Raw genomic sequence first — 18,141 nt, 5'->3', positions numbered from 1 at the left:
GCCGGCAACGCTGCCCGGCGAGACGGACTACCACGCGCTCAACGCGATGCTGAATCTGTACGACGCCGACGGCAAGATTCAGTTCGACAAGGATGTGCTGGCCGCGCGTGAGTACTTCCTGCAGCATGTCAACCAGAACACGGTCTTCTTCCACAACCAGGACGAGAAGCTCGACTACCTGATCCAGAAGGAGTACTACGAGCGCGAGGTGCTCGACCAGTACTCGCGTAACTTCGTCAAGACGCTGCTGGATCGGGCGTACGCCAAGAAGTTTCGGTTCCCGACGTTCCTCGGTGCGTTCAAGTACTACACCTCCTACACGCTGAAGACCTTCGACGGAAAGCGGTACCTCGAGCGCTTCGAGGACCGCGTCGTCATGGTGGCGCTCACCCTCGCGGCCGGGGACACCACGCTGGCCGAGAAGCTCGTCGACGAGATCATCGACGGCCGCTTTCAGCCGGCTACGCCGACGTTCCTCAACTCGGGCAAGAAGCAGCGCGGTGAGCCGGTCAGCTGTTTCCTCCTTCGCATCGAGGACAACATGGAGTCGATCGGACGCTCCATCAACTCGGCGCTGCAGCTGTCCAAGCGCGGCGGCGGAGTCGCGTTGCTGCTGACCAACATTCGGGAACACGGCGCACCGATCAAGAACATCGAGAACCAAAGCTCGGGTGTCATCCCGATCATGAAGCTGCTCGAGGACTCGTTCTCCTACGCCAATCAGCTCGGTGCGCGCCAGGGCGCCGGTGCGGTGTACCTGCACGCCCACCATCCCGATATCTACCGGTTCCTCGACACCAAGCGCGAGAACGCCGACGAGAAGATCCGGATCAAGACGCTGAGCCTGGGCGTGGTGATCCCCGACATCACGTTCGAGCTGGCCAAGAAGAACGAGGACATGTACCTGTTCTCGCCGTATGACGTCGAGCGGGTCTACGGTTTGCCGTTCGCCGACATCTCGGTCACCGAGAAGTACTACGAGATGGTCGATGACAGCCGCATCCGCAAGACGAAGATCAAGGCGCGCGAGTTCTTCCAGACGCTGGCCGAGCTGCAGTTCGAGTCGGGCTACCCGTACATCATGTTCGAGGACACGGTGAACCGGTCGAACCCGATCGACGGCAAGATCACCCACTCGAACCTGTGCTCGGAGATCCTGCAGGTGTCGACTCCGTCGGAGTTCAACGAGGACTTGTCCTACAAGAAGATCGGCAAGGACATCTCGTGCAACCTGGGTTCGCTGAACATCGCCAAGGCGATGGACTCGCCGGACTTCGCGCAGACCATCGAGGTGGCCATCCGTGCGCTGACCGCGGTGAGCGATCAGACGCACATCACCTCGGTGCCGTCGATCGAGCAGGGCAACAACGACTCTCATGCGATCGGTCTCGGCCAGATGAACCTGCACGGGTACCTGGCCCGCGAGCGGATCTTCTACGGTTCCGAAGAGGGTGTGGATTTCACGAACATCTACTTCTACACGGTGCTGTATCACGCGCTGCGGGCGTCGAATCGCATTGCGATCGAACGGGGTAGCGCGTTCAAGGGATTCGAGAAGTCGAAGTACAAGTCGGGGGAGTTCTTCGACAAGTACACCGAGCAGGTGTGGGAGCCCAAGACCGACAAGGTTCGTCAGCTCTTCGCCGATGCCGGCATCCGGATTCCCGACCAGGAGGACTGGAATCGGCTGAAGGAGTCGGTGCAGCAGCACGGCATCTACAACCAGAACCTGCAGGCCGTGCCGCCGACGGGGTCGATCAGCTACATCAACCACTCGACCAGCTCGATCCACCCGATCGCCAGCAAGGTCGAGATCCGCAAGGAAGGCAAGATCGGCCGCGTCTACTACCCGGCGCCCTACATGACCAACGACAACCTGGAGTACTTCCAGGACGCGTACGAGATCGGGTACGAGAAGGTCATCGACACCTACGCCGCGGCCACCCAACATGTGGACCAGGGTCTGAGCCTGACGCTGTTCTTCAAGGACACGGCCACCACGCGCGATGTGAACAAGGCGCAGATCTACGCCTGGCGCAAGGGCATCAAGACGCTGTACTACATCCGGTTGCGCCAGATGGCCTTGGAGGGCACTGAGGTGGAGGGCTGCGTCAGCTGCATGTTGTAGGACCGCCACGCCGAGTGTCGGTTTGAGACACGCAGTGTGCGGATCAGCCGTGCACTAATCCGACACTCGGCGAGCGCTTCAGCCCAAGGCAAGAGTGGGCAGGCGGTCCACCCGCGTCAGCACCCGGTGCTTCGGCGGAACGCCGGGGCCGGTCTGGGCCTCCTCTGGCTTCGCCTCGTGGTCTATCCAGCATTCGCCGGTTCTCTCGTCGTAGTCGCCGCCGTAGAACACGCAGCACACGCCGAGACCGTCGGTGTCCTGGTGGTCCGCCGCGCACTCCCAGAAGTCGTCGCTGACGGGAACGGCGCCAGCGGTTGCGGCCAGTCCGAGGGCGACGCCGACTGCCGTCACCGCGGTCGCCAGAAGTCGTGTGATGGTCATGCCGTAGAGCCTGCTGCCCAGGCGTTCGTGGCGAAACGGGGTGCCCGCCGCAGCCTTTCGACCGCCTCTGAGGGCCAGCCGTGCATTGCGGTTAGGGGAATAGGGGGCGTGTCGTCGCCGAGCGCACGGTTCCGAACATAAAAGGATGAATGGAAGTACCCGTACGCCCCGCGTAAAAGGTAAGGCTTGCCTCAGCTGACACTGGCGTTTACATTAACCGAAAAGATTTCCTCTAAATAGGAGTCCGGTTGATGCTCAAGCGCTTGTGCGTTCTCGCGGCGACGATGATCGCCGCCGCCACGTTTGCTCCAGCGGCGCATGCCCAGCCCGCTCCCGCGCATGAGTTCGCGATCACCTCCGATGTCCCGACCCTTGCCGAACTCGACGCGCAGATCCGGCTGCTGGTCGGCACTCCCGCCCCGGACGCGGTCAAGGCCGCTCAGCTCGAAGGCGGCGAGCGGGCAGTGGTGGTGCCGAAGATGGTCTACCGGATCGGTTTCTTCCGCCCGCCGCGCGGTTCGAGCGCGGTGACCGGTCCCGAGACCCACGACGGCGATCGCCACACCGCGATCATCAACGCCAGTAGGCAGGGGGCGCCGACCGTGCGCGTAGAAGCCGAATGGCGCCGGATCGACGGTCAGTGGAAGCTGGCGAGCAAGTCGCTGTGCAACGGCATCAAGACTCTCGGCCTGCCGATCCCGTGCAATTTCGAATGATGTCCGCGTGATCGAAGTCGTTGGGTTGACGAAGTCGTTCGGACCGCACCGCGCCGTCGACGACGTCACCGTCACCTTTCCCGCCGGCGCCGTCACCGCGCTGCTCGGCCTCAACGGTGCGGGCAAGACCACGCTGCTGCGGTTGCTGGCCGGGCTGACCCGTCCCGACAGCGGGACGATCTCGGTGTGCGGACAGCGCCCCGGCCACGACCCACGCCTGCTGGGATTCCACCTGGGCCCGACCTCCATGAACCCCCGTCACACCGTGCAACGCCACTTGTTTTGGCTCGCAGCACTCTCGGGCATCGACGGCGCACGCCTCGACGAGGTCGTCCGCGAGACCGAACTGCACGACTACCGGTCGATGCGCATCGACCGGCTGTCACTGGGCATGCGGCAACGCGTGGCCATCGCCGCCACGCTGCTGGCCGACCCGCAGACACTGCTGTTCGACGAACCCCTCAACGGTCTCGACGTTCCCGGCATCGTCTGGTTCCGGTCCCTACTTCGTCAACTCGCCGACCAGGGGCGCACGGTCGTCGTTGCCACCCATCTGCTCGGCGAGGTGGCGCTGACCGCCGATCACGTCGCGGTGCTCAGCCGCGGCCGGATGCAGGCCGCCGGCGAGCTGTCGCAGTTGACGCCTAACGGTGCCGACGCCCGGCAATGGCTCGAAGAAATCCTGCTGGAGTGCGCGTGAGCACCGTCGCGGTGGCGCGCAGCGCGCGTGCCGAGATCATCCGCACCGGCGGGCGCAGCCGGCTGTGGACGGTGGTGGCGCCCGCGGCGGTGATCGTCCCGGTGGTAATCACGTTCGGCATCGCGCTCGTGGCGGAGTCGTTCGCGCGGATCCCCGGCCAGATCTCGGTGCTGCAGGTGACGACCTCGAACGCGGCCTACTGGGTCATCACGATCACCGTCGCGCTGGTGGCCGTTGCGGGAGCCGACGGTCAGGCCGCTGAAAGCCGGTACGGCGCAGGCGAACACGTACGCCTCGCCATTCCGCAGGCCTGGCCGGTGTTGCTCGGCCGGTGGGTGTTCTACGGTGCTCTGGGCGCGCTGGTGGCCATCGCGACCCTCGTCGTGGTGCTCGCGGGCCTACCTGCGGTCGCGCCGATGGTCTATGGACCGGTGTCGCTGACCGACGATGTCGGGCTGCGACTGTTGTGGACGGTGCCGATGCTGGCGCTGTTCGCGGCGGGGGCGGGTGTGGGAGTCGGGGCCCTCACCCGCTCGCCGCTCGCCGCGGTCGGCGGCATCCTGCTGTGGGCGTTCGTAGCCGAAACCGCGGCCGGTTATCTGCCGAGCGGAGCGACGCTCCAGCGTTTCATGCCCCTGTTGAACGCGGTGTACGCCACCGGACAGGACACCGTACTCACGCCGCCGTGGGGCCAGACCGGCGCTCTGCTCTACGCATGCTCAGTTTTCACGGCGATCTTCATGATCGCCGCCGTGGGAAGGACAATCCGAAGATGACAGGCAAAGAATCACTTCCGCTCGCGCAGCGGTCCGATGCGGACCTGCCGGGCCACTGGCTGCTGGCCCGGCTGGGCAAGCGGGTGCTGCGGCCGGGCGGACTCGAGCTGACCAGCCGGCTGCTCGCGGCCGCCAAGATCGGCGGCGCCGACGTCGTCGAACTCGGTCCGGGTCTGGGCCGCACCGCCACCGACATCGTCGCCCAACAGCCGCGCTCCTACGTCGGGGTCGACGACACCGCCGCCACCAGTGAGACGGTGCGCGCGGTTGTCGCCCCCGTCGACGGCAAGGTCGTGGTGGCCAACGCCGCCGAGACCGGATTGCCTTCGGGCAGCGCGGATGTGGTGATCGGTGAGGCGATGCTGACGATGCAGGGCGACCGCGACAAGCGTGCGATCGTCGCCGAGGCCTTCCGGGTGCTGCGGCCTGGCGGCCGCTACGCGATCCACGAACTGGGTCTGCAGCCCGATGACCTCCCGCAGGACACCAAGGACGTGATCCGCCGGGACATGGCGCGCGCGATCAAGGTCAACGCGCGGCCGCTGACGACGTCGGAATGGGTGGCGCTGCTGACCGAGGCCGGCTTCGAAATCGTGACCGTCGACCACGCGAAGATGGCGCTGCTCAATCCGGCGCGGGTCCTGGCCGACGAGGGGTTCACCGGTGCGCTGCGGATCGTCGGCAACCTGATCGCGAGGCCCGCGGCGCGCAAGCGGGTGATCGGAATGCGCAAGACGTTCCACCGCTATCGACGCGCACTGACCGCGGTTGCGGTGGTAGGTGTCGTGCCGACGTCGTGACAGACTCGAACCATGCCAGTGTCGCGCCACGACCTCGATGCGCAGCCGGAGCGGGCGGCAGGTCAGCAGCGCCAGAACGTGTTGAGCTTGGTGAAGAACGCCGCCGACCCAGTCGACGCCCAACAAGTCGCCGACGCGCTGCAGATCCACATCACCACGGCCCGCTTCCACCTGACGACGCTGGAGGAGCAGGGCTTCATCCGGCGGGGCAACGCGACCAAGGCCGGCCGAGCGGGCCGACCGCGGCTCACCTACGAGCCGGCGCCCCGGTTCGATTACGCCGACATCGTGTCGCTGTTCGCCGCGCATCTGGGCGGAACGGTGCAGGAGCGCGAACAACGTGCTCTGCAGATCGGTGCGGACCTGGCCCATCGGGTCCGGTTGGCCCGCAGGCGACCCGAGGCCACGATCGCCGACATGGTGGTCGCCAGCCTCAACGAACTCGGCTTCCAGGTTCGTTCGTTGCTGACCTCGTTCGGCGAAGTGACGGTGCAGATCTGCACGTGTCCGCTGGCCGAGGTGGCCGCGTCGGCGCCGGAAGTCGTGCGCGGCATCCAGCAGGGCCTCATCCAAGAGGTGATCAACCTGAACGCCGACGCCGTCGGCGCGCGCTATCAGGCGTCCGTCACGCCCGACCCGCACGGTGGCTCGTGCGAAGTCAGTTTGGTATTGCGCCCCGAACGGTGAATGTCGGGGCGAGAAGGGAAGACTCATGACCGCGACAACCGCGCTGTCGTTACAACAGCTCGCCGACGAGCAACTCGCCGCCGCGAAGGCCGCTTCGTCGGGCCGTTCCGCGCAGACCGTGTACGGCGGCAGCGGGCGCACGCTACGTCAGACCGTGTTGGCACTGACCGCCGACCATGGCCTGGATGACCACGAAAGCCCCGGGGAGGCAACGCTGTTGGTGTTGCGAGGCCGGGTGCAGCTGCGGTCGGTGAGCTCCTCGGTGGAGGGCAGCACAGGAGACTACCTCCCGATACCGCACGAACGTCACAGCCTTGCCGCTCTCGAGGATTCGGCGGTGTTGTTGACGGTCGTCGCCAAGAAGTGAGCCAGGCCTACGGTCTCACTTGATGGTGTGCTGCGGGCCTTGGGCCTTCTTGTAGAGAGCCTTGAGCATCCGGTCGCGGAACATCGCGTTGTCGATGAGCTTCACCCCGGCGTTGGCCAGCTTGGGTTGTCCGATCAACTTGTGCATGTAGCGGCCGCGGCGATATTCGCGGCCCCACGCGGCCTCCATGCGCTGCGCGTAGTTCGTGAAGTCGTCCGGCCCGCCGTTCTGCAGGGCCGCGATCGCGCATTCGCCTGCGGCCAAGCCGGATTCGAGCGCTTTGGAGATGCCCGCGCCTGAGGCCGGTTTGCCCGCACCCAGCGAGTCGCCGGTGAACAGGACGCCCGGGCGCCACGGCGGCCACGCGGTGAATCCCATGGGCAGTCGCCACGCCCGCACGCTCTTGTTCTTCTTGAGTTCCTCGATCGGCGGTAGGTCCCAGTCACGCGGCAGGGTGCGGAGAAAATCGCCGAGGAACTGCGTGGCGTTGATCGACTGCCAGTTCTTGTAGCTGTTGACGTAGCCCAGCCCGATGTTGAAGATGCCGTTGCCCATCGGGAACACCCAGCCGTACCCGGGCAGCTGGTCGCCCTCAAAGACGAGCTTGAGATAGATGTCGAGGCTGTCGGAGTCGGGCCGGTTGGCGTGCATCTCGGAGCGGATCGCGATCGCCGAGTAGCCGTTGTACTCGGAGTCGATCTTGAGGGCTCGCTTGATCGGGGAGTAGGCGCCGTCGGCGGCGATCACCGCGTCGCCGTAGACCTTTTCGCCGCTCTTGAGCGCCACTCCCACGACGCGACCCTTCTCGAGGATCGGCCCGGAAACCTCCGCGCCCTGGCGCACCTCGGCACCCGCGGACTCGGCGTGCTTGAGCAGCGTGGTGTCGAGGCGCTCGCGACTCACGGTGTGGCCGTGGTCGGGCATACCGGGCCGCTTCGGGAACGACAGTTCCCACTCGCTCGGACTGAAGACCGTCACGCGATTCACCCGGTGATAGGTGGCCACCTCGTCGGCCAGTCCCATCTTCTGCAGATAACTCACCGCGCGGGCGGTTAGCCCGTCGCCGCAGGGCTTGGCCCGCGGGAACTCGGCCTTGTCCAGAACCACGACCCTCGCGCCGGTCTGAGCGGCCTGCCACGCGGCTGCCGAGCCGGAGGGCCCGCCACCTGCGATGACCAGGTCGTATTGCTGCGTCATGAAACTCGTCTCGTCGATCGGCTGTCGCAGCGATATTACCCGCGCTGCGTCAGCCTCTCTTGTCGGACGGAGTTGCCCAGAGATGGCCTCCGTAACCGCATGTGACCTGGTCTGAGCAGGTCAGCAGTGCTTGAGCGGTAGAGTGACCGGGTGCGACGAGCGGGCAGGCCACGGTCGAGTGGCGAGCCGGGTGTCAAGGTGGACGCCCGCAGCGAGCGCTGGCGCGAGCACCGCAAAAAGGTGCGCGCCGAGATCGTCGACGCCGCCTTCCGCGCCATCGACCGGCTGGGTCCCAACGTCAGCGTGCGCGAGATCGCCGAAGAGGCCGGCACCGCCAAACCCAAGATCTACCGCCACTTCACCGACAAGTCCGACATGTTCGGCGAGATCGGCCAGCGCATGCGAGACATGTTGTGGGCGGCGATCATCCCGTCTATCGACGTGGAGCACGACTCCGCACGCCAGATCGTCGGGCGTGGGGTCGGGCACTACGTCGAGCTGGTCGAACAGCACCCCAACGTGGTGCGGTTCCTGTTGCAGGGCCGGTTCGCCGACAAGTCGGCCGCCGCGATGACGACCGTCAACCGGGGCAGCGAGATCACGCTGGCCGTCGCCGAGATGATCAGCGAGGAACTCAAGGATCTGGCGCCGGATCCGGCGGCCTTCGAGCTCGCGGCGTATGCGATCTTCGGTACCGCGGCATCGGCGACGGACTGGTGGCTGGGCGACGATGACGACGGCACCCGCCGCATGCCCGCCGAGCAGTTCGTCGCGCACATGACCACGATCATGGTCGGCGCGATCAACGGCACCGCCGAGCTGCTCGGCATCCAGATCGACCCTGACCAGCCGATCAACACCGCCGTTCGCAAGCAGCAGCCCGTCGCCTGACCCCGGCGTTGACACCGCTTCGCGCGCACCGGAGACTGGAAAGTACCCAGTACCGGCGTTCCCAGGATGTGCCCACCACGGAGGGTGCACGCGTCAGCTGGGGTATAGGGGAGACCATGACGGTTGCCGAGCAGACGGCTGAGGACACCACTGCCCAACAACCGGTGCACACCCGCGCCCTGATCATCGGCACCGGCTTCTCCGGTCTCGGAATGGCCATTGCGCTGCAACGCCAGAACGTCGACTTCCTGATGCTGGAGAAGGCCGACGAGATCGGTGGCACCTGGCGCGACAACACCTACCCCGGGTGCGCCTGCGACATCCCTTCGCACATGTACTCGTTCTCGTTCGAGCCCAAGGCCGACTGGCGTCACATGTGGTCGTTTCAGCCGGAGATCTTCGACTACCTCAAGGGCGTGACCGACAAGTACGGGCTGCGTCGCTACATCCGGTTCGGTGCCCACGTCGACCGTGCCCATTGGGACGACAACGAACTGCGCTGGCACGTCTTCACCAAGGACGGCCGCGAGTTCGTCGCGCAGTTCGTCGTCTCGGGGGCGGGCGGTCTGCACATCCCGTTCGTCCCGGAATTCCCCGGGCTCGACGAATTCGCCGGTGCCACTTTTCATTCCGCCGAGTGGGACCATGACGTCGATCTGACCGGCAAACGGGTGGCGGTGATCGGCACTGGTGCGAGTGCGATTCAGATCGTGCCGGAGATCGTCAAGGACGTCGGTGCGCTGCATCTCTATCAGCGCACGCCCGCATGGGTGATGCCGCGGCCCAACAACCCGATTCCGCGATGGGCGCGCGACCTGTTCACCAACGTGCCCGGCACCCGGCAACTTATGCGCGCGGCCATCTACTGGATCCACGAGGGCGTCGGTTTCGCGATGACGCGCGAGCCGCGGCTGCTGAAAATCGGTGAGCTGCTGGGTAAGTGGAACATCAACAAGTCGATCAAGGACCGCGACCTGCGCCGCAAGCTGACGCCTAACTACCGGGCCGGTTGTAAGCGAATCCTGAACTCCGACACCTACTATCGCGGCATCGCCGACCCGAAGACCGACGTCGTCACCGACGCCATCGAGCGGTTCACGCCGACGGGCATCGTCACCGCCGACGGCGTCGAAAGGGCAACCGACGTCGTCGTGTTCGCCACCGGATTCCACGTCACCGACTCCTATACGTACGTCCACATCAAGGGCCCGCGTGGCGAGGACCTGGTGGACCGCTGGAACCGCGAGGGCATCGCGGCGCTGCGCGGCATCACGGTCGCCGACATGCCGAACCTGTTCTTCCTGCTCGGGCCCAACACCGCGCTGGGGCACAACTCGGTGGTGTTCATGATCGAGTCGCAGATCCGCTACGCCGCGCAGGCGATCGCGGCCGTCGACCGGGCCGGCGCGCAGGCGTTGGCGCCGACCCGCGAGGCGCAGGACCGCTACAACGAGCAGCTGCAGGACGAACTGTCCGGGACCGTGTGGAGCACCGGCGGCTGTCAGAGCTGGTATCTCGACGAGCACGGCGTGAACCGGACACTGTGGAGCGGCATGACATGGCAGTACTGGTTGGCCACCCGCAAGTTCGACAAGTCCGAGTATCGGTTCTTCGGAGGGCAGCGCGCGTCGCTGGCTGCCTAGTGTGCGCTGAGATCGCGATTTCGGCCGATTCGGTGCGCAGAGTCGATCAGAATGCACACTGGCCGCAGCGGTAACTCGTCGGCGGGAACGACACGCCAACACACGATGTTGTGTTAGCCGTGGATGTCGTCCCCCAGGGGTAGTGTCGATGTCGGGCGACAGAACCGCGGCAAGCGGACCAAAGACCAGGTGAAATGGGGTTCTCGTGAGTGATGGCATGAAGCTGATTGACCGTGTCTCGGCGATCAACTGGAACCGTCTCCAGGACGAGAAGGATGCCGAGGTTTGGGACCGGCTGACGGGCAACTTCTGGTTGCCGGAGAAGGTGCCGGTCTCCAATGACATTCCGTCGTGGAACACGCTCAACGACCACGAGAAGCAGTTGACGATGCGGGTGTTCACCGGCCTGACGCTGCTCGACACCATCCAGGGCACGGTCGGGGCAGTCAGCCTGATCCCCGACGCGCTGACCCCGCACGAGGAAGCCGTCTACACCAACATCGCGTTCATGGAGTCGGTGCACGCACGCAGCTACAGCAACATCTTCTCGACGTTGTGCTCGACGGCCGAGATCGACGACGCGTTCCGCTGGTCGGAGGAGAACCCGAACCTGCAGCGCAAGGCCGAGATCGTCATGCAGTACTACAAGGGTGACGAGCCGCTCAAGCGCAAGGTGGCCTCGACGCTGCTGGAGAGCTTCCTGTTCTACTCCGGGTTCTACCTGCCGATGTACTGGAGCAGTCGGGCCAAGCTGACCAACACCGCCGACATGATCCGGTTGATCATTCGCGACGAGGCTGTGCACGGCTACTACATCGGCTACAAGTTCCAGCGCGGTCTGGCACTCGAGGACGCGGCCAAGCAGGCCGAACTGAAGGACTACACCTATGAGCTGCTGTTCGAGCTCTACGACAACGAGGTCGAGTACACCCAGGACCTCTACGACGGAGTCGGCCTGACCGAGGACGTCAAGAAGTTCCTGCGCTACAACGCCAACAAGGCGCTGATGAACCTCGGCTACGAGGCGTTGTTCCCGCGGGACGAGACCGACGTCAACCCAGCGATTCTGTCGGCGCTGTCACCCAACGCCGACGAGAACCACGACTTCTTCTCCGGCTCGGGGTCGAGTTACGTGATCGGCAAGGCCGTCGTGACCGAAGACGAGGACTGGAACTTCTAAACTCCCTGTCAGAGTGCTGTTCTGCGGCATGTCGTCGTCTAACCGCTAAGCCGCGCAGCGGCTCACCCGAGGTCGACACTCCGACACTCTTGCCCACATTTTGCCCACATTGCTCTACGGTATGGACACATGGCCGTGGTGCGCGCATATGAGACCAAGCAGGGTAAGCGGTACCGGGTTCGGTACCGCACTCCCGACAATCGGCAGACCGATAAGCGTGGGTTCAGGACCAAGCGCGAGGCGGAGCGGTTCGCCAACACCGTCGAGGTAGCCAAGCTGCGGGGCGAGTACGTCAACCCTGCCGACGCCCGCGTCACCCTCGATGCCCTCGGGAAGGGCTGGCTCGAGCGTCAGCGAGGCTACCTGAAGCCATCCGGCTACGCCGTAATGGAGACGACGTGGCGGGTGAGGGTGCAGCCGCGCTGGGGCCACGTCGCCCTAGGGGACATCAAGCCGACCGCTGTGCAAGCCTGGTTGGCCGAGCTCGGCCAGGCCACCGAGGACAAGAAGGCGATCGGTGCTGCAGCGATCAAGCGTGCCCACCATGTCCTGTCGCGCATACTGGCCGACGCTGTGCGCGACAACCTAATCCCCAAGAACCCTGCCGCCGGTTTGACGTTGCCCCGCACTTCACGCAAGGCCCGGGTCTATCTCAACCACCAGCAAGTCGACGCCTTGGCCGATGCTGCGGGGGAGAACGGCACCCTCGTGCTTCTGCTGGCGTACACCGGGCTGCGCTGGGGTGAGGCAGTAGGCCTGCGGGTAAGAGATCTGGACCTGCTGCGCAAGCGTGCGCTGATCCATGAGAACGCTGTGCAGTCGGGGACGGCCATTCACGTAGGCATGCCCAAGGCCCACAAGCAGCGATCTGTACCGCTGTCCGAGTTCCTTGTGTCGCTGTTGGCACGCCAGTGTGAAGGAAAGCAGCGCGGTGACCTTCTGTTCGGTGAGGGTGAGCACCTACGCCGTCCCCATCCCGTCTCGGGCTGGTTCGCAAAGGCCGTGACCGCCTCCGAGGTGCCACGGCTGACACCGCACGACTTGCGGCACACCGCAGCCTCGTTGGCTGTGTCGGCGGGTGCAAATGTCAAGGCCGTCCAGCGGATGCTCGGACATGCCAGTGCGGCAATGACGTTGGATATTTACGCCGAACTCTTCGACGACGACCTGGAGGCAGTCGCCAGCGCGCTCGATAAGGCCCGCACCGCCAGCACGTCATAGTCCGTTACCTAATTGTGACCTAGGGCATGTCGGCAATCTCACAATTGCCAGCGATTGCCGCAAACTCGCACCTCGAGGATTTCTGGGGCGGACTCGACGCCTATCGGCTTTCTGTCGGCTTCCCATCGACTTCCTGTTGGCTTCCTATTGTATTGCCTCTCAGTACTTTTCGTATCTTGACGTGCCGATTTCTGAGCGTACGTTGCGTGTCATGCCGCGTTAATTCGCGACGGACAACACGAAAGGCAGCAACGTAAATGGCAACCACTTCGACCGTAGGCAGCGCTCCGCACACCGGCTTGGCCAAGGCTTCCGAGGTCGCCGCGTATTTATTAACCACTCCTAATCAGCTGTCCCGGCTGCGCTTTGAGGGCCACGGGCCGAAGTACGTCAAATTGGGTCGGTCGGTTCGTTACCGCTGGGAGGACGTGCATAGCTGGGTCGAGGCCAACGTGCAGGCCACCGTCGTAGGGACTAAGTGATTACCCGGTCCTACCATCGTCAGACCGGCAGCAACGTGTTCAATAACGTCGCCGATTTCGACGAGTGGGTCGCAGTCGAGAAGGTTGAGGGCGAGCTCGGCGGTGTGATGTGACCAACCGCCAGCCGCATGCTTATCTGGAGCCTCGCGACGTGGTCGAAGAATATCGGCCTCGTAGACATCGATTTCCGCATGCCGCCGTCGAGATGCGCACGACATGGAGTGGGTAGCGGGTGGCGGCCCGCTCCGCTGGGCCGACCCCCGAGCGCGACCGCCTGCGCTTCTTGATCGATGAACGGCTGAGTCTCACGGGGCATCGGCGCATTGACAGCGAGCGCCTCAAGGACCTCAGGACCTTCGCGAGTTATCTGACTGACCATCAAGAACAAAGAGGATGTGGGCGCGTCATCCGCAAGGGACGTGCGGGGTCTGCCACGGAAGTTCTCCACGTCACGACTTCCTGCAAGCGGAAGTGGCAGTGCCCCGTGTGCGCGTTTCGGGCATCGAGGGTCGAAGCGCGAAAAATGGAGTGCAGGCTCGTGCAGTGGACCTCGAAGGGTGGTCAGATCGCGTTCCTGACTCTGACCCAGGCCCATCGGCGGCAAGATGCCCTAGACGTGCTGTGGGCTCGCCTAGAGCACGGATGGCAGGCTGTCACGACCGGCAGGGCTTGGGAGCGTGACAAGGCCCGGTATGGGATTCGTGGCTTCCAGCGTGTGACTGAAATCGTCCACTCGCACAATGGCTGGAACCCGCACTACCACGTGATCTTGTTGATTGATCGTGCGCCTGCCCGCGACGATCTGGACCCCATGCTGACGGCGCTGGCGACACGGTTCATGCGCGGCGTGCGTGACGGGGGCGGCGACGCCGAGCTATCGGGTCAGCACCTGCGCTTCGCTTCTTCTCATAGCCTCGGCGAGTTGTCGCGCTATTGCTTCAAGGGGTTGACCGTTCAGCAGTCCAGTCAAGGAGCGCGAACGCCCATGGCGGTCCTCAACGACCTTGAAGCGACCGGCAAGGGGGTTGACCTATGGATCGAGTTCAATGACGCCACCCATAGGGGACGTCGCCAGATGAGCGTGTCACGTGGCATCGATAAGGTCTGCGCCGCTGGGCCGCTACCTTGATTACTAAGGGAAACTGTTCCACCCGCACGAGGATAGGGCGGTTGTGTCGCTATATTCGCCGTGCAACGGCTCGCGTTCGGGTTAGCTTGTGGAAGAGATTCCTACGCGGTACGCCCTATTCGTTCAACTGTCGGTCTGTCGTAGAACATCGGCGCGTAACACTCCAAATTCGTTGGCCGAGCGCGCGTTTTCACTATAGGTGCGAGCCGAAGAGGCGTTGTAAGCGCAGTTGGCTGAATCACAACCTATCCATCGGGCTGTTGAGGAACTATGGGCTCGCCGTTGATTCGCTATAGCGCAACTTTGGGCTGCCTGGTTGTCCTGCGAGGGCTTTAGCGGGGCCCTGCAGATCCCCGGGCAAGTTTGCCAGGAGAGCACCCTGCGCCATCAGCAGATTGAAGGCGTCGAGGTAGCTTTTTTAGATCGCCCGGTCGGACGGCAGCGCATTAGCCCGGACAGTGTTGAGGATATCGACGATATTGTCGACGTCCGTGTCGTCGAACATCGACTCGGGTCCTGTGGCTGCGTAGTCGCTGTAGGGGGACTCGTAAAGCCGAGCTGCCTCCATGACGCCGTTGGCGGTCAGCTCGTCGACGATCAGGTTGATGAAGTGCAGCTGATTCGCGCTGAACCTGGTGCCGTCGAGGTAGCGAGCGAAGGCCTCTAGGGCGGCCTGGTGGTCGAGGCCGACGAGGGACCGGATGAACACGCCAAGGCCACGGGATTGCTCCTTGGCTTGGGTGATGGTCTCGGCATCCCCGGCATCGCTGTCGATCAGCATCTGCTCCAGGGCCTGCAGATCGTCGGGGGTGAGGGGTTTGTTGCGGCGCAGCCGCTGCAGGGCGATGTGGTCCTGGTGCTGCTTGAGGTACGCAGCGGCCTTGGCGCGGAATCTCTCCCAGTCGGTGCCGGGGGTGATGCCTGCCAACTCGACGATCGTGGACTCGGTCAGCTCGTCCTGGAACGAGGTGTAGACGACGTCCTTCTTGCCCTTGTCGAGGAACTGCAGCAGCCCGCGCAGGCGTCGGCGGGCCACCTCCAGCATGGGCAGGGTGATGTCGACCCACCACCCGTCGCTGGCGACCTCATCGAGCAGCTCCTGTTGGGCGGCCACCGAGGGAATCGTGGTCTTGCTGAGCAGACCGGCGGCGATGTTCTGCACCTGCTCGCGCAGCCGCTCCGCAACCCCGGTCTCCCCTTGCAGTTGAGCAAGTTGGCGGCGCAGGATCAACAGGTCGAACCGCTTGGCATCCTCCTCGTCGTTGGTGTGCGTCGAGGGCAGCCCGGCGAGGTTCTGCGCAATCTGCTCCGCAGAGTCGGAGGTCATCGGGGTCCAGGCCGACCACTGCGCGTAGTGCTCGACGAGCTGGCGGTGTGGCCGCACCAGGAAGTTGTCCAGGTTCATCCCCGCGACGGTGGCGTGGAGGTGGCGGGCGACATCGAAGCGCAGTCCGTGTTCGGTTTCGGTGCCTGACCCCTCGGGCGGCTCGGTGCCCTCGGGCTTGTCGCGGGCGTCCAGCTCGGTGATCAGGCCCAGCCGGGTCTCGAAGAGCCGCTGGGTCAGTGACTTCTGCAAGGAGCCTTCCGAGCTGGGCAAGTCTTGGCTGAAGAACTCCAGGTTGCCGCAGAAGTCGAACACGTAGAAGTTCTGCTTGTCTCTGCCCGGTCCGAACAGGTCAGGACGCAGCCGGGTGCCGCGTCCGATCATTTGCCAGAACTTCGTCTTGGATCGCACCGGCTTGAAGAAGACCAGGTTCACGACCTCGGGTACGTCGATGCCGGTATCAAGCATGTCCACCGAGATGGCGATGTGGGGTGCCTTCTCGGGGATGGAAAAGTCGTCGATCAGGCTTTGCGCGTAGCTCAGGCCATGAGTGATGACCCGAGCGAAGTGCCCGGCGTATTCGGGGTACTGGATGTCGAACCGCTGCGCGATGAACTCTGCATGCCGCTGGTTCTTGGCGAAGATGATGGTCTTGCCCAGTCGGTCGCCCTCACTGACCTTTTGACCCCTATCCATCAGGGTGGCCAGCACCTGGTCGACGGTGTCCTCGTTAAACAGGAAGCGGTTGATCTCGTCTGCCGAGACTTCGTCGGGTGGGCCGTCCTCCCCCCACTCCAGCGCGTCCCACTCGTCTTTCTCCTCTTCCGTCAGATCCGAGTACTTGATGCCCTGGCGCAGGAACTTGGTGCCCACCGATACCCCCACCGCTGGCACCAGGAAGCCCTCGTTGACCGCGTCGTCGAGGCTGTAGGCGTCGGTGGGCACGCCGTCTTCGAGATGAAAGAGCCGGTAGGTGTTGTGGTCGACCTCGTCCTTCGGGGTCGCGGTCAGCCCGACAAGCAGGGAGTCAAACCAGGAGAAGATGGCCCGGTACTTCTGGTAGACCGACCGGTGCGCCTCGTCGATGACCACCAGATCGAAGTGACCGGGCCCGAACACCCTCTTGCCCGCGTCGGTGTTGTTGATCAGGTTCATCATCGTCGGGTACGTGCACACGTACACCCGCCCGTCGCTGACCTTCTCGGTCACCAAGTTCACCGTCGTTACGTCTGGCAGGTGGGCTTTGAAGGCGTTGGCTGCCTGCACTACCAGCGCGGTGCGGTCGGCCAGGAACAGCACGTTCTTGACCCACCCGGCCTCCATCAGCTGCTTGACCAACGCGATTACGGTTCTCGTCTTCCCAGCGCCCGTCGCCATCACCAGCAACGCTTGGCGCTGCTTGGCCATGAAGGCCTCGTCGACGGCCCGGATCGCGTGGTGCTGGTAGTGGCGCTCCACGATCGCCGAGTCGATCACCGCCTCGGTCAGCGACTTGCGTGCGTGACGGCGGTGCAGCAGCAGCTCCAGCTCGTTGCGGGTGAAGAAGCCCTGCACGTCACGAGGTGGGTAGCCGCCCCCGTCGTCCCACAGCCAGTGCTGGTAGCCGTTGGTGTAGAAGATCACCGGCCGCCGCCCGTACATCGCCTCTAGCCGGTCGGCGTACAGCTTGGCCTGTTGCTGCCCCAACTGCGGACTCTTGGTGGTGCGCTTGGCCTCCACGACGGCCAGCGGCAACCCGTCCCCGCCCCACAGCACGTAGTCGACGTAGCCCTTGCCGTCGGTGGTGGGCATGCCCGTGACTTCGAACTCGCGGTCCTGCTTGTCGGTCAGGGGCCAGCCCGCCTCCGCCAGCAGGACGTCGATGAACCGGTCGCGGGTGTCGGCCTCGGAGTAGTCGCGATCGTCAACCTTCTGATTGGCGGCCTGCGCCGCCTGAATCTGCTCACGCAGCGCGGCGATCTCGGCGTCCTTGGCCGCCGCCAGCTCGTCCTTCTCGGCTAGGGCCTTAGCGTGCGCTTCGTCCTGCTCCTGGAACTTCTTGGCGAGTTGCGCTACTTCTTCCCGCGTGAGCGGGGCGGCCTTCTTGGCCAGCGCGGAATCGAAGGCCGCCTTCAGCGGCACCGCCTGCGGGTGGGTTGAGTGGTGGAAGGCCGCCCACACCATGACGTGGTGCAGCTCCCGCAGCGCGTCTAGAGCCGCCCGAGGCGGGATCGGCTTCTGGTCGTGCACCGCGTGGTTGCCCAGCTTGCGGATTAAGTTCAGTTTCGTCGCGATTCCAGTGCCGACCTTGGACTTGAAGCGGGCGTCGTTGATCCGCGCCGATAGGTCGTCCTGATAGGGCACCGGCAGCGCCACGACGTCGTAGAGGTACTTCACCAGGTGCTCGACCGCCCGGCGGCTGTACATGCAAGCCGACCGAGGATCGCTGAGCGCGTAGCTCTCGGCGCGGGCGCAGTCGGCCTGTATCTCCGGCCAGTCAGTCAGCTTCAGGAAGGCGAAGTTCGACATCGTACCGTCGC

General features: G+C 64.5%; 16 protein-coding genes. 13 read left to right on the top strand and 3 right to left on the bottom strand.

The window, feature by feature from the left end:
- Positions 1 to 10 precede the first annotated feature (10 nt).
- Positions 11 to 2,128 carry a class 1b ribonucleoside-diphosphate reductase subunit alpha gene (nrdE, locus tag A5759_RS14175; RefSeq protein ID WP_197506042.1) on the top strand — a complete coding sequence of 706 codons (2,118 nt, stop codon included), beginning with the start codon at positions 11 to 13 and terminating at the stop codon, positions 2,126 to 2,128.
- A gap of 78 nt (positions 2,129 to 2,206) precedes the next feature.
- Here nrdE and A5759_RS14170 read toward each other — a convergent pair whose 3' ends face one another.
- Positions 2,207 to 2,509, bottom strand: coding sequence for a hypothetical protein (locus A5759_RS14170; protein WP_068198707.1), 303 nt, complete (start codon positions 2,507 to 2,509; stop codon positions 2,207 to 2,209).
- A 251-nt stretch (positions 2,510 to 2,760) separates the two neighbouring features.
- On the opposite strand from A5759_RS14170, the gene A5759_RS14165 reads away from it, so the two are divergent.
- Genes A5759_RS14165 through A5759_RS14140 form a run of 6 tightly spaced genes read left to right on the top strand, consistent with a single transcriptional unit; the run spans position 2,761 to position 6,555 of the window.
- A complete protein-coding gene (locus A5759_RS14165; RefSeq protein WP_068198704.1) occupies positions 2,761 to 3,225 on the top strand; it encodes a hypothetical protein in 465 nt (154 codons plus the stop codon).
- Between the two features lie 7 nt (positions 3,226 to 3,232).
- The gene (locus A5759_RS14160; RefSeq protein WP_068198702.1) at positions 3,233 to 3,925 is read left to right on the top strand and encodes an ABC transporter ATP-binding protein; all 693 of its coding nucleotides are present in this window, start codon (positions 3,233 to 3,235) and stop codon (positions 3,923 to 3,925) included.
- A complete protein-coding gene (locus A5759_RS14155; protein WP_068198699.1) occupies positions 3,892 to 4,701 on the top strand; it encodes an ABC transporter in 810 nt (269 codons plus the stop codon). The genes A5759_RS14160 and A5759_RS14155 overlap by 34 nt, the downstream gene beginning before the upstream one ends.
- Positions 4,698 to 5,501, top strand: a complete 804-nt coding sequence (locus A5759_RS14150) for a class I SAM-dependent methyltransferase (protein WP_068198696.1) — start codon at positions 4,698 to 4,700, stop codon at positions 5,499 to 5,501. The genes A5759_RS14155 and A5759_RS14150 overlap by 4 nt, the downstream gene beginning before the upstream one ends.
- A gap of 12 nt (positions 5,502 to 5,513) precedes the next feature.
- The gene (locus A5759_RS14145) at positions 5,514 to 6,188 is read left to right on the top strand and encodes a metalloregulator ArsR/SmtB family transcription factor (protein ID WP_068198693.1); all 675 of its coding nucleotides are present in this window, start codon (positions 5,514 to 5,516) and stop codon (positions 6,186 to 6,188) included.
- A gap of 25 nt (positions 6,189 to 6,213) precedes the next feature.
- Positions 6,214 to 6,555, top strand: coding sequence for a cupin (locus A5759_RS14140; RefSeq protein WP_066842393.1), 342 nt, complete (start codon positions 6,214 to 6,216; stop codon positions 6,553 to 6,555).
- A 15-nt stretch (positions 6,556 to 6,570) separates the two neighbouring features.
- Here the strand turns inward: A5759_RS14140 and A5759_RS14135 are convergent, their stop codons facing one another.
- The gene (locus A5759_RS14135) at positions 6,571 to 7,752 is read right to left on the bottom strand and encodes an NAD(P)/FAD-dependent oxidoreductase (RefSeq protein WP_064398415.1); all 1,182 of its coding nucleotides are present in this window, start codon (positions 7,750 to 7,752) and stop codon (positions 6,571 to 6,573) included.
- Between the two features lie 150 nt (positions 7,753 to 7,902).
- Here A5759_RS14135 and A5759_RS14130 point away from each other — a divergent pair, with 150 nt between their 5' ends.
- From A5759_RS14130 to A5759_RS26120, 6 genes are all read left to right on the top strand, one after another.
- Positions 7,903 to 8,643, top strand: a complete 741-nt coding sequence (locus A5759_RS14130; RefSeq protein ID WP_068198691.1) for a TetR/AcrR family transcriptional regulator — start codon at positions 7,903 to 7,905, stop codon at positions 8,641 to 8,643.
- Positions 8,644 to 8,759: 116 nt separating this feature from the next.
- A complete protein-coding gene (locus tag A5759_RS14125) occupies positions 8,760 to 10,286 on the top strand; it encodes an NAD(P)/FAD-dependent oxidoreductase (RefSeq protein ID WP_068198688.1) in 1,527 nt (508 codons plus the stop codon).
- Positions 10,287 to 10,503: 217 nt separating this feature from the next.
- Positions 10,504 to 11,466, top strand: a complete 963-nt coding sequence (gene nrdF, locus A5759_RS14120) for a class 1b ribonucleoside-diphosphate reductase subunit beta (RefSeq protein ID WP_066809467.1) — start codon at positions 10,504 to 10,506, stop codon at positions 11,464 to 11,466.
- A 129-nt stretch (positions 11,467 to 11,595) separates the two neighbouring features.
- Positions 11,596 to 12,687 carry a tyrosine-type recombinase/integrase gene (locus A5759_RS14115; RefSeq protein WP_066809465.1) on the top strand — a complete coding sequence of 364 codons (1,092 nt, stop codon included), beginning with the start codon at positions 11,596 to 11,598 and terminating at the stop codon, positions 12,685 to 12,687.
- 257 nt (positions 12,688 to 12,944) lie between these two features.
- On the top strand, positions 12,945 to 13,169 hold the full coding sequence (locus A5759_RS26125; RefSeq protein WP_066809463.1) for an AlpA family transcriptional regulator: 225 nt from the start codon (positions 12,945 to 12,947) through the stop codon (positions 13,167 to 13,169).
- A gap of 232 nt (positions 13,170 to 13,401) precedes the next feature.
- A complete protein-coding gene (locus A5759_RS26120; RefSeq protein WP_068198685.1) occupies positions 13,402 to 14,298 on the top strand; it encodes a protein rep in 897 nt (298 codons plus the stop codon).
- Positions 14,299 to 14,716: 418 nt separating this feature from the next.
- On the opposite strand, the gene A5759_RS14100 is transcribed toward A5759_RS26120, so the two are convergent.
- Positions 14,717 to 18,130 (bottom strand): DEAD/DEAH box helicase family protein, encoded by a 3,414-nt coding sequence (locus tag A5759_RS14100; RefSeq protein ID WP_066809457.1) that lies wholly within the window; start codon positions 18,128 to 18,130, stop codon positions 14,717 to 14,719.
- Between the last annotated feature and the right edge of the window lie 11 nt (positions 18,131 to 18,141).

This window comes from Mycobacterium sp. 852014-52144_SCH5372336 (assembly GCF_001665615.1).
Classification (GTDB): Bacteria; Actinomycetota; Actinomycetes; order Mycobacteriales; family Mycobacteriaceae; genus Mycobacterium; species Mycobacterium neumannii_A.
The sequence above is the reverse complement of the archived record's forward strand: the minus strand, read 5'-3'. Positions and strand labels throughout refer to the sequence as shown.